Below are 12,412 nucleotides of genomic sequence, written 5' to 3'. Positions count from 1 at the left end.
GGCGACGGATGCGGATCGGCCTGCGCATCTTCCTGGGTTTCTTCCTGATCGTCGGGCTGGCGGCCTGGCTGACGCTTCGCGTGTTCGTGCAGGAGGTCAAGCCGGGCGTGCGCCAGGCGATGGAAGACACGCTGATCGATACCGCGCACGCGCTGGCGGCGCTGGCGGCCGACGACATGCGCGACGGCCGCATCGCCGACGGTGCCTTCGCGCGCCAGCTGAACGCGCTGCGCGACGCGCCGCTGGACGCGGAGCTGTGGGGGCTGCGCAAGCGCGAGATCGGCTACCGCGTCTATGTCACCGACACGGCCGGCATCGTGCGCTTCGATTCGGCCGGCACCGCGGTGGGCCAGGACTATTCGCGGTGGAACGACGTCTACCTGACGCTGCGCGGCAAGTACGGTGCGCGCAGCACGCGCAGCGACCCGAACGACGAGGGCAGCACCGTGATGTACGTCGCGGCGCCGATCCGCGATGGCGAGCGCCTGCTGGGCGTGCTGACGGTGGCCAAGCCCAATGCGGTGATGGCGCCGGTGATCGCGCGCAGCCAGCACCGCATCCTGCTGCACGGGCTGCTGCTGATGGGCGTGGCCGCGGCGATCGGCCTGGCCTGCACGTTGTGGCTGGCGAACGGATTGCGCCGGCTGCGCCGCTATGCACGCGCGGTGGCGGCGGGCGAGCGCGCCGCGATGCCGCTGTCGGGCGCCGGCGAGCTGGCCGAGCTGGGCAGGGCGATGGAGACGATGCGCCTGCGCCTGGAGGACAAGCAGTACGTCGAGCACTACATCCATACGCTGACGCACGAGATGAAGAGCCCGTTGGCGGCGATCCGTGGCGCGGCGGAATTGCTGCGCGAGGACATGCCCGCGCCCGATCGCGCCCGCTTCGTCGGCAATATCGACAGCCAGGCGCGGCGCCTGGCCGAGATGGTCGCCAAGCTGCTGGCGCTGGCCGAGGTCGAGCAGCGCCAGCGGCTGGAGGCGCCGCGTCCGGTCGCGCTGGCGCCGCTGCTGACGGAAGTGGCGGCCGAACTGGAACCGCGCGCGCGGCAGCGCGGCGTGGTGCTGTCGCCGCGCGTCGAGACCGATGCCGCGCCCGCCGAAGTGCTGGGCGATCCGTTCCTGCTGCGGCAGGCGCTGGTCAACCTGATCGACAACGCGGTCGACTTTGCGCCGGCCGGAAGCACGGTCGCGCTGGGGCTGCACCGCGAGCGCGGCGCGCACGGGGAGGCGTTTGCCGTGACGGTCGCCGACAGTGGCCCGGGCATCCCCGACTACGCGCTGCCGCGGGTGTTCGAGCGTTTCTATTCGCTCCCCCGGCCGGGCGGCCGCGACAAGGGCACCGGGCTCGGCCTGTGTTTCGCGCGCGAGGTGGCGCTGCTGCACCGGGGCGAGCTGACACTCGGCAACCGGCCGCAGGGCGGGGCCCAGGCGCTGCTGCGCCTGCCGGCGGTGCCGCGCTAGCCCTCCGTCCGCGGCGGGCGCGCCGCTCCCGCGCATGCTCTACAATGCCGGCTCGCCGCCGATCCGGCATGACGCGCGCCGTGCCAGGCTCGCGCCGCGTCCTCCGCGCCGGCCTCGGCGCTCGCGACCCTTCATTTCGCGCCCTTATTTCGCGCCTCCTTCCTTCGCTGTCATGGCCCTGTTCTCCATTTCCGACGCCCAGCTGGCCTTTGGCCATGTGGCGCTGCTCGACCACGCCGACTTTTCGCTGGAGGCCGGCGAACGGGTCGGCCTGATCGGCCGCAACGGCTCGGGCAAGTCCTCGCTGCTGAAGATCGTGGCCGGACAGGCCGCGCCCGACGACGGGCTGATCGCGCGCCAGCAGGGCATCACCACCGCCTATGTGCCGCAGGAACCCGAGTTCGCGGCGCAGCTGACGGTGTTCGATGCGGTCGCCCAGGGCATGGGCGCCGCCCACGACCTGCTGGTCGCCTACGAACATGCCGCCAACCGGCTGGCCGAGCATCACGACGAGGCCACGTTGGCCGAACTGCATCGGCTGCAGTCGGAGCTCGACGCGGCCGATGCCTGGCAGCTGCGCACGCGCGTCGAGACGACACTGGCGCGGCTCGGCCTCGATCCGGTTGCGCGCGTCGACGCGCTGTCGGGCGGCACGCGCAAGCGCGTGGCGCTCGCGCAGGCGCTGGTGGCCGAGCCCGACATCCTGCTGCTCGACGAGCCGACCAACCATCTCGACGTCGAGGCGATCCGCTGGCTCGAGGATCTGCTGCTGGGCTTTCGCGGCAGCGTGCTGCTGATTACCCACGATCGTGCGTTCCTCGATCGCGTCGCCACGCGCATCGTCGAGCTCGATCGCGGCAAGCTGGTGTCCTTCCCCGGCAACTTCGCCGCTTACCAGACGCGCAAGGCCGAGATGCTGGCGGCCGAGCAGGTCGAGCAGGCCAAGTTCGACAAGCTGCTCGCGCAGGAGGAGGTGTGGATCCGCAAGGGCGTGGAGGCCCGCCGCACGCGCAGCGTCGCGCGCATCCAGCGGCTGGTGACGATGCGTGCCGAACGGGCGGCGCGGCGCGAGGTGCAGGGCAATGTGAAGCTCGAGGTCTCGCAGGCCGAGCGCTCGGGCAAGATCGTCGCCGAACTGACCGGCGTGACCAAGTCCTTTGGCGAGCGCACCGTGGTGCGCGACTTCACCGGCACCATCATGCGCGGCGACAAGGTCGGCCTGATCGGGCCGAACGGCGCGGGCAAGACCACGCTGCTGCGGCTGATCCTCGGCGAACTGGCGCCGGACGCGGGCGTGGTCAAGAACGGCAGCAATCTGCAGGTTGCGTACTTCGACCAGATGCGTACGCAGCTGGATCTGGAGACGTCGCTGGCCGACACCATCAGCCCCGGCAGCGACTGGGTCGAGGTCAACGGCCAGCGCAAGCACGTGATGAGCTATCTGGGCGATTTCCTGTTCGCGCCCGAGCGGGCGCGTTCGCCGGTCAAGTCGCTGTCGGGCGGCGAGCGCAACCGGCTGCTGCTGGCGCGGCTGTTTGCAAGGCCGGCCAATGTGCTGGTGCTCGACGAGCCGACCAACGACCTCGATATCGAGACGCTGGAACTGCTGGAGGAACTGCTGCAGGACTACGGCGGCACCGTGTTCCTGGTGTCGCACGACCGCGCCTTCCTCGACAACGTGGTGACCTCGACGATCGCGTGGGAAGGCGAGGGGCGCTGGCGCGAGTATGTCGGGGGCTATTCGGACTGGGTCCAGCAGTCGGAGCGCAGCGCGGCCGCGCAGGGCCAGAAGGGAGCGGAGCGGGGCGCGGAACGCAAGGCCACCGAGACCGGCAAGCCCGCCGGCGGGGACGAAGCGGCCAAGGCGGCGGGGCGCGATGCGCGCGGCGCCAACCGGACCGTCAAGCTGTCGTACAAGGAGCAGCGCGAACTCGACGCGCTGCCCGAGCGCATCGCCGCGCTGGAGGCCGAACAGAAGACCATCGGCGGGCAGCTCGAGGACGGCTCGCTGTATGCCAGCGACCCGCCGCGCGCCGCGCAGCTGGCGGCGCGCTTCGACGAGATCGAGGTGGAACTGCTGGAAGCGCTGGAGCGCTGGGAGTTGCTGGAGGCCAAGCGCCGCGGCGAAGGCTAGGGCGCGGGCGCTTTCGGCAGGCTGCCCTCTCCCCCGGGCCCTGTCCCGCAAGCGGGAGAGGGGAGTGTCGGTTCATCGGGGGGAGTGCTGGTTCGTCGAATGCCGCCGGTTTCTCCCTCTCCCAAGGCGGGAGAGGCCGCGTCGGCTCATCGACCCCCCCCCGGTTTTCTCGCCTCTCCCGCGCGCGGGAGAGGGCATTGGGCGCCCAAATCCCTCACCCGCACCAGGCCAGCACCATATTGGTCACATCGACCATGAACCCGGGCTGCAGATAACCGATAAAGCCGAGCACCAGCGCCGCCGCCAGCGTGGCGGCGCCCATGATCCGCAGCACGCGCGTCGTCATGGTCAGGCGGCCGCCGCCTGCGGGCGCACCAGCGCCTGCTCGCGGATCGGCAGATTGACCAGCGCCGCGACCACGCCGAGCGCGATCGCGATGCCCCAGACGATGTCGTAGGCGCCGGTGCGGTCGTACAGATAGCCGCCCAGCCACGCGCCGAGGAAGCTGCCGATCTGGTGCGAGAAGAACACCACGCCCGACAGCATCGACAGGTACTGCACGCCGAACACCTGCGCGATGATGCCGTTGGTCAGCGGCACCGTGGACAGCCACAGCGCGCCCATCAGCGCGGCGAATACCCAGGTGCTGAACGCCGACAGCGGCAGCAGCAGATAGGCCGCGATCACGATCGAGCGGCTCAGGTAGATGAACGACAGCAGATAGCGCTTGGGCATGCGCTGGCCCAGCGCGCCGGCGGTATAGGTGCCGAACACGTTGAACAGCCCGATCAGTGCCAGCGCCACGGTGGCGACCTTGGGATCGGTGAAGCCGCGGTCCTTCAGGTACGGCGCCAGGTGCACGCCGATGAAGACCACCTGGAAGCCGCAGACGAAATAGCCGAGCGTCAGCAGCTGGAAGTTGCGGTTGCCGAACGCTTCCTTGACCGCCTGGCCGATGGTCTGGCGATGGCCGTGCGCCGCGCCGCCCTGGTCCGGCTCGCGCAGTGCGATCGCCAGCGGCAGCATCATGCAGGCCATTACCGCCAGCACGAACAGCGCGTTCTGCCAGCCCACGCCCGAAATCAGGCTCTGCTCGACCGGAATCATCAGGAACTGGCCGAACGAGCCGGCCGCCGCGGCGATGCCCATCGCCCAGACCCGCTTCTCGGGGCTGGCGACGCGCCCGATCACGCCGTAGACCACGCTGTAGGTGGTGCCTGCCTGCGCGATGCCGATCATGATGCCGGCGCCCGAGGCGAACGCGGTGCCGCTGCTGGCCATCGCCATCACGACCAGACCCGCCACGTACAGCGCCACGCCGACCAGCATCACCTTGAGCGCGCCGAACTTGTCGGCCAGCGCGCCGGCAAAGGGCTGCGCCGCGCCCCACATCAGGTTCTGCAGCGCGAGCGCGAAGGCGAAGGTTTCGCGGCTCCAGCCGTGCGCCTGTGTGATCGGCAGGTTGAACAGGCCGAAGCCGTGGCGGATGCCCATCGACAGCGTGACGAGCAGGCCCCCGCAGATCAGCACGGTGGTCAGGGAGAGTGGTTTTCTTGGCATGTCTGGCTCGGTCCGGAGGGTGTTGCTGTTGTCGTTGTTGTGTTGTTCGTTGCCGTCGTCTTGCCCTGCCGGGCAATCGTGCTGGCGAGTGTACTCCGCATCGAAAAGGCGCGTCGGCCGCCGCCGAATTCACCCGGCCGGCCAGGGTTTTATGCGGAGGGAGTGGCCAGCGAGCCGCGCCGGCGCGCCTTCGGCTCGGCCGCGGCCTGGGACGCCGTCCCTGCTGGAACGGGCAGAATTCCCCGCTTGATACGGGATTGGCGCCTGCAGCGTTCCATTACAATGCAGGCTGCCCGGCTTGGCCGGCCCTCCCGATGCGGATGTCCGGCGGCCGCGATTCCCACTTTCGTAACGACTCCATGGCGAGCAAACCCAGTCAGTACAGCGAATCTTCCATCCGCGTCCTGAAAGGACTGGAGCCGGTCAAGCAACGACCCGGCATGTACACCCGTACCGACAACCCGCTGCATATCGTGCAGGAGGTCATCGACAACGCCTCCGACGAGGCGCTGGGCGGCTTCGGCAGCGAGATCGTCGTCACGCTGCATCGCGACGGCAGCGTCAGCGTCGACGACGACGGCCGCGGTATTCCGGTCGGCATCCATCCAGAGGAAAAGGTGCCGGTCGTCGAGATCGTCTTCACGCGGCTGCACGCGGGCGGCAAGTTCGACAAGGGCAAGGGCGGCGCCTACGCGTTCTCGGGCGGCCTGCACGGCGTCGGCGTGTCGGTGACCAATGCGCTGTCGACCCGGCTGGACGTCTCGGTCTGGCGCGACGGCAATTTCTCCACGCTGACCTTCTCCGGCGGCGACGTGACCACGCCGCTGACCACGCGCAAGATCGAGCGCGGCGAGAAGAAGAACGGCACGCGGGTGCAGGTCTGGCCCGATCCGAAGTACTTCGATTCGGCCACGATTCCGCTGGCCGAACTGCAGCGGCTGCTGCGCAGCAAGGCGGTGCTGCTGCCCGGGGTCAAGGTCACGCTGGTCATCGAGAAGAGCGGCGGCCAGGAGCCGACCGTGCAGACCTGGCAGTACGACCAGGGCCTGAAGGGCTATCTGATCGAGGCGCTGGCGCAAGGCAGCGGCGCCGAGCTGGTGATCCCGATGTTCGAGGGCGAGCATTTCGCCGATCCCGATGCCAATGCCGGCGAGGAGGGCTTCGCCGAGGGCGAGGGCGCGTCGTGGGTGGTGGCCTGGACCGAGGAAGGCGCGCCGGTGCGCGAGTCCTACGTGAACCTGATTCCGACGCCGGCCGGCGGCACGCACGAATCCGGCCTGCGCGAGGGCCTGTTCCAGGCCGTCAAGAGCTTCATCGAGATGCACGCGCTGCTGCCCAAGGGCGTCAAACTGATGTCCGAGGACGTGTTCGCGCGCGCCTCATTCGTGCTGTCGGCCAAGGTGCTGGACCCGCAGTTCCAGGGCCAGATCAAGGAACGGCTGAACAGCCGCGACGCGGTGCGGCTGGTCTCGACCTTCAGCAGGCCGGCGCTGGAGCTGTGGCTGAACCACCATGTCGACTATGGCAAGAAGCTGGCCGAGCTGGTGATCCGCCAGGCCCAGGCGCGCACGCGCGCCGCGCAGAAGGTCGAGAAGAAGAAGGGCTCCGGCGTGGCCGTGCTGCCCGGCAAGCTGACCGACTGCGAATCGACCGACGTGTCGCGCAATGAGCTGTTCCTGGTCGAGGGCGATTCGGCCGGCGGCTCGGCCAAGATGGGCCGCGACAAGGAGTTCCAGGCGATCCTGCCGCTGCGCGGCAAGGTGCTGAACACCTGGGAGACGGAGCGCGACCGCCTGTTCGCCAACAACGAGGTGCACGACATCGCGGTGGCGATCGGCGTGGACCCGCACGGCCCGGACGACGAGCCGGACCTGTCGAACCTGCGCTACGGCAAGATCTGCATCCTGTCGGACGCCGACGTCGACGGCGCGCACATCCAGGTGCTGCTGCTGACGCTGTTCTTCCGCCATTTCCCCAAGCTGATCGAGCAGGGCAACGTCTATGTCGCGCGTCCGCCGCTGTATCGCGTCGACGCGCCGGCGCGCGGCAAGAAGCCCGCGCAGAAGCTGTACGCGCTCGACGACGGCGAGCTCGAGGCGATCCAGGACAAGCTGATCAAGGACGGCGTCAAGGAAGGCGCGTGGCAGATCTCGCGCTTCAAGGGCCTGGGCGAGATGAGCGCCGAGCAGCTGTGGGAGACCACGATGAACCCCGACACGCGCCGGCTGCTGCCGGTGGCGCTCGGCGAGTACGACCTGCCGAAGACGGTCGGCGTGATGAACATGCTGATGGGCAAGGGCGAGGCCGCGCAGCGGCGCAACTGGCTCGAGGAACGCGGCAACGAAGTCGTGGCCGACATCTGACGGCCCATCAAGGCCCTGACGGCAGGTATTGAGCATCCATGGAACAACAAGACATTACGTTTCAACCCGACGAGCCGGCCGATTCGCTGACGCTCGCCCACTACGCCGAACGCGCCTATCTGGACTATGCGATCAGCGTGGTCAAGGGCCGCGCGCTGCCGGAGGTGGCCGACGGCCAGAAGCCGGTGCAGCGCCGCATCCTGTTCGCGATGCACGAGATGGGCCTGCGCGCCGACGCCAAGCCGGTCAAGTCGGCACGCGTGGTCGGCGACGTGCTGGGCAAATTCCACCCGCACGGCGACCAGTCGGCCTACGACGCGCTGGTGCGGCTGGCACAGGACTTCTCGCTGCGGTATCCCCTGATCGACGGCCAGGGCAACTTCGGCTCGCGCGACGGCGACGGCGCGGCGGCGATGCGCTACACCGAGGCGCGGCTGACGCCGATCGCGCGGCTGCTGCTCGACGAGATCGACCAGGGCACGGTCGACTTCGCGCCGAACTACGACGGCTCGATGGAAGAGCCCAAGCTGCTGCCGGCGCGGCTGCCGTTCGTGCTGCTCAACGGCGCGTCCGGCATCGCGGTCGGCATGGCCACCGAAATCCCGCCGCACAACCTGCGCGAGGTCGCCGCGGCCACGGTCGCGATGATCCGCAATCCGAACATCACGCTGGCCGAGCTGCTGGCGCTGATGCCGGGCCCGGACTATCCGGGCGGCGGCCAGATCATCTCGTCGCCGGCCGACATCGCGCAGATCTACGAGAGCGGCCGCGGCAGCCTGAAGGTGCGTGCGCGCTGGGTCATCGAGGACATGGCGCGCGGCCAGTGGCAGCTGGTGGTCAACGAGCTGCCGCCCGGCACCTCGGCGCAGAAGGTGCTCGAGGAAATCGAGGAACTGACCAATCCGAAGGTCCGCGCCGGCAAGAAGTCGCTGACCCCCGAGCAGCTGCAGCTGAAGCAGACCATGCTCGGCGTGCTCGACGCGGTGCGCGACGAGTCCGGCAAGGACGCGCCGGTGCGGCTGGTGTTCGAGCCCAAGAGCAAGAACATCGACCAGCAGGAATTCGCGCAGACGCTGCTCGCGCATACCAGCCTCGAGACCGGCGCGCCGATCAACCTGGTGATGATCGGCACCGACGGCCGTCCGCGGCAGAAGGGCCTCGCCGAGATCCTGCGCGAATGGATCGCCTTCCGCTTCGAGACGGTGACCCGCCGCAGCCGGCACCGGCTGGGCAAGGTCGAGGACCGCATCCATATCCTCGAAGGCCGGATGCTGGTGCTGCTCAATATCGACGAGGTGATCCGCATCATCCGCGAGGGCGACGAGCCCAAGCCCGCGCTGATGCAGGCCTTCGGCCTGTCCGAGCGCCAGGCCGAGGACATCCTCGAAATCCGGCTGCGCCAACTGGCGCGGCTCGAATCGATCCGCATCGAGCAGGAGCTGAAGGACCTGCGCGAAGAACAGGCCGACCTCGACGTGCTGCTCAAGTCCGAGACCATGATGCGCCGTCGCATCGTCAAGGAGATCGAGGCCGACGCCAGGCAGTACAGCCCGGCCGACAAGGACCCGCGCCGCACACTGATCCAGGAAGAGCGCCGCGCCGCCGCCGAGGTGCGCGTGATAGACGAACCGGTGACCGTGGTGGTGTCGGAGAAGGGCTGGGTGCGCACGCGCCAGGGCCATGGCCACGATGCGCAGCAGTTCGCCTTCAAGGCGGGCGATGCGCTGTACCGCACCTTCGAATGTCGCACGATCGACGTGCTGCTCGCCTTCGGTACCAATGGCCGGGTCTATTCGGTGCCGGTCGCGGGCCTGCCCGGCGGCCGCGGCGACGGCGTGCCGCTGACCACGCTGGTCGAGCTGCAGGCGGGCACGCAGATCGCGCATACGTTCGCCGGCACGGCCGGTCAGCGCATGCTGATCGCGACGCGCGGCGGCAACGGCTTCCAGAGCAAGGTCGGTGACATGATCAGCCGGCAGAAGGGCGGCAAGTCGTTCCTGACGCTCGACGATGGCGACGCGCCGCTCTCGCCCGCGCCGATCGGCGACGAGGCGACGCACGTGGCCTGCCTGTCGGGCAATGGCCGCCTGCTGCTGATCGCGCTCGACGAGATCAAGGTGCTGTCCGGCGGCGGACGCGGCGTGATCCTGATGGAGCTGGAACCGAAGGAAACGCTGCAGCAGGTCGCCGCGGTGGGCGCGCCCGGACTGATGGTGTCCGGACTCGGCCGAGGCGGCAAGGCGACGTCGCAGAAGCTGGCCGGCGCGAACCTGCTGCCCTATGTCGGCAAGCGCGCGCGCAAGGGCAAGGCGGTCGAGCTCAAGCTCAAGGAGATGGCGATCGAGCCGGTCAAGGCCGATTGATGCCCGCTGGATGGGCGGGTTGATCGCCGGTTGATCGCCGGTTGATCGCCGGTTGATCGCCGGTTGATTTGCCGGTGGTTGACTGACCGCCCGCCCGCCCGCTCGCCGCCCGCGTCGCAACGCGGGCGGCCGCTACGACCCGGCGGCGGCCAATGCCGCCGGCAGGCGCGACGCCGGCCCCGGCGTGCGCAGCGTGACATCGATGCCCGCCACCCGCGCGGCGTGCTGGAAGTCGGTCAGCGTTTCCTCGATATCGTGGTCGATGCGCTCGCAACGGGTCGCATCGATGATCAGTTTCCCGCCCGCTTCCACCTTCGCCAGATGGCGCCGCAGCTGCGCCTTGTGGAAGAACGACACGTCCTTGTGCAGCCGTAGCAGATAGCAGTCCTCGTAGCGCGTCAGCGAGATCGCGCTTTGCGCATGATGGCGCAGCGTGAAGGCAATCCCCACCGCCATGCCGATGGCGATGCCGAACAGCAGGTCGGTGGCCAGGATCGCCGCGATCGTCACGACGAACGGCAGCGCCTGCGCCGGCCCCTTGCGCCAGGCCTCGACGAACAGCGCCGGCTTGGCCAGCTTGTAGCCCACATGCAGCAGGATGGCCGACAGCGCCGCCAGCGGAATCCAGCGCAGCAGATCCGACAGGAACAGCACGCTGGCCAGCAGCAGCACGCCGTGCACGACCGCCGACACCTTGGTGCGGCCGCCCGCGCTGATATTGGCCGAGCTGCGCACGATCACCGCGGTCAGCGGCAGCGCGCCCAGCAGGCCGGCCACGATATTGCCGACGCCCTGCGCGTAGAGCTCGCGATTGGGCGGCGCCACGCGGCGCATCGGGTCGAGCTTGTCGACCGCCTCCAGGCTCAATAGCGTCTCCAGGCTGGCGACGATCGCCAGCGTCAGCGCGACCACATAGAGATCGGGATTGGCCAGCGCCGAGAAGTCCGGGCGCGCCAGTTCGGCCAGCAGCGAAGCCGGGCCGTCGATGGCCGGCAGCTGCACCAGATGATCGGGCGCCAGCGCGGCATCGGGGCTCGCATGCACGGCGAAGCGCTGGTACAGCACGCCCCACAGCACCGCCAGCAGCGGCGCGGGCAGGGCCCGCAGCGCGCGCCGTTGACGGATGAAGTCGGTATCCCACAGCACCAGGATCGCCAGCGCGACCGCGGCCACCGTCAGGTTGCTGCCCGACACCATGCCGAGCACCTGTTGCGCGGCGTCGGCCAGGCCGGCCTCGTCGACCAGCCGGCTGTCCAGCGGCGCCGACGAAGGCAGGCCGAGCGCGACCGGCAGCTGCTTGATGATCAGCAGCAGGCCGATCGCCGCGAGCATGCCCTTGATCACCGCCGACGGCACCAGCGCCGCGATATCGCCGGCGCGCAGCCACGCGAAGACGATCTGCAGCATGCCGGCCAGCATCACCGCGACCAGGAACGCGGAAAAGCTGCCGAGCGTCGCGATCGCGCCGACGACGATGACGACCAGGCCGGCCGCGGGACCGCTGACGCTCAGCTGCGAGCCGCTCAGCATGGCGACCACCACGCCGCCGATCACGCCGGCCAGCAGGCCGGACAACAACGGTGCGCCGGAGGCCAGCGCGATGCCCAGGCACAGCGGCAACGCAACGAGAAATACCACCACGCCGGCCGGGATATCGCGGCCGAGGTGGCGCAGATAGGCATCGCGCGAGGACGGGATGGAGACAGTCGAGGTAGGGGGCGCCGAGTTCATAGGGTCGATGCGGTCCAGTGGTCAGGTCGATGGGGTCAGGCGGCCAGCGGTTCCAGGCCCGTTGCCGCTTCCGTGCCGTCCAGGCACAGCCGCTCCTCGAGCAGACCTGTTTCCAGCGAGTAGATCCATGCATGCAGGCGCAGCGCGCGGCCGCTGTCCCACACCTTGCGGACCAGCGGCATCCCGGCCAGCTTGCGCACCTGCGCAATCGCATTGAGCTCGACCAGGCGCGCGGTGCGGGCGTCGTCGCCATCGAGCCGATCGAGCTCGCCGCAATGCGCGCGATAGACCTGCCGGATCTCGTCGAGCCGCGCATCGACATGCGGCAGCTCGGGAACGCGCGCCAGCGACGCGCGCACGCCGCCGCAGCCCTGATGCCCGCAGACGATCACGTTGCCGACGCGCAGCACCTCCAGCGCGTACTGCAGCACGCTCATCAGATTGGGGTCGTCCTCGCACACCAGGTTGGCGATGTTCCGGTGCACGAACAGATCGCCCGGCTCGGCATTGGTGATCAGTTCCGCCGGCACCCGGCTGTCCGAACAGCCGATCCACAGTACGTCCGGTGCCTGGCGCACGGCGAGGCGCTTGAAGCGTTCGGGATCGCGTGACAACACTTCGGTGGCCCAGGCGCGGTTCTCGAGCATCAGGCGTTTGGCGACTTCCATGGTGGCTCCTTGCTGGCGGACGGTTGGAACGGGACGGCCGCCGCGGCCACGTGCACTGCGCCAGCGCTTGCGAGGAGGCGCTGGGTCAGTGCGGAAACGCGCTAGTGCACTGCATCAGTGCATCGGGATC

At 69.3% G+C, this 12,412-nt stretch carries 8 protein-coding genes; 4 read left to right on the top strand and 4 right to left on the bottom strand.

Annotated elements, in window-relative coordinates; translation table 11 throughout:
• The first annotated feature begins 8 nt into the window (after nucleotides 1–8).
• Nucleotides 9–1,463, top strand: a complete 1,455-nt coding sequence (gene creC / locus M1D55_RS21015; protein ID WP_456281739.1) for a two-component system sensor histidine kinase CreC — start codon at nucleotides 9–11, stop codon at nucleotides 1,461–1,463.
• A 172-nt stretch (nucleotides 1,464–1,635) separates the two neighbouring features.
• On the top strand, nucleotides 1,636–3,597 hold the full coding sequence (locus M1D55_RS21010; protein WP_456281738.1) for an ATP-binding cassette domain-containing protein: 1,962 nt from the start codon (nucleotides 1,636–1,638) through the stop codon (nucleotides 3,595–3,597).
• Between the two features lie 214 nt (nucleotides 3,598–3,811).
• Here M1D55_RS21010 and M1D55_RS21005 read toward each other — a convergent pair whose 3' ends face one another.
• Both M1D55_RS21005 and M1D55_RS21000 read right to left on the bottom strand, forming a co-directional pair.
• Nucleotides 3,812–3,943, bottom strand: coding sequence for a hypothetical protein (locus M1D55_RS21005; RefSeq protein WP_006578368.1), 132 nt, complete (start codon nucleotides 3,941–3,943; stop codon nucleotides 3,812–3,814).
• A gap of 2 nt (nucleotides 3,944–3,945) precedes the next feature.
• A complete protein-coding gene (locus M1D55_RS21000) occupies nucleotides 3,946–5,157 on the bottom strand; it encodes an MFS transporter (RefSeq protein ID WP_023263934.1) in 1,212 nt (403 codons plus the stop codon).
• A 359-nt stretch (nucleotides 5,158–5,516) separates the two neighbouring features.
• On the opposite strand from M1D55_RS21000, the gene M1D55_RS20995 reads away from it, so the two are divergent.
• Both M1D55_RS20995 and parC read left to right on the top strand, forming a co-directional pair.
• Nucleotides 5,517–7,520 carry a DNA topoisomerase IV subunit B gene (locus M1D55_RS20995; RefSeq protein ID WP_064572921.1) on the top strand — a complete coding sequence of 668 codons (2,004 nt, stop codon included), beginning with the start codon at nucleotides 5,517–5,519 and terminating at the stop codon, nucleotides 7,518–7,520.
• A gap of 38 nt (nucleotides 7,521–7,558) precedes the next feature.
• Nucleotides 7,559–9,883 carry a DNA topoisomerase IV subunit A gene (gene parC, locus M1D55_RS20990; RefSeq protein WP_456281737.1) on the top strand — a complete coding sequence of 775 codons (2,325 nt, stop codon included), beginning with the start codon at nucleotides 7,559–7,561 and terminating at the stop codon, nucleotides 9,881–9,883.
• Nucleotides 9,884–10,015: 132 nt separating this feature from the next.
• Here parC and M1D55_RS20985 read toward each other — a convergent pair whose 3' ends face one another.
• Both M1D55_RS20985 and M1D55_RS20980 read right to left on the bottom strand, forming a co-directional pair.
• Entirely contained in the window at nucleotides 10,016–11,614 is a 1,599-nt protein-coding gene (locus tag M1D55_RS20985) for a SulP family inorganic anion transporter (protein WP_456281736.1), read from the bottom strand.
• Between the two features lie 35 nt (nucleotides 11,615–11,649).
• Complete coding sequence (locus M1D55_RS20980; protein WP_456281735.1) at nucleotides 11,650–12,282, bottom strand: carbonic anhydrase; 633 nt, start codon at nucleotides 12,280–12,282, stop codon at nucleotides 11,650–11,652.
• Nucleotides 12,283–12,412: the final 130 nt, after the last annotated feature.

Source organism: Cupriavidus sp. JZ107 (genome assembly GCF_053903255.1).
This window is presented reverse-complemented; position numbering and strand designations above follow the sequence as displayed.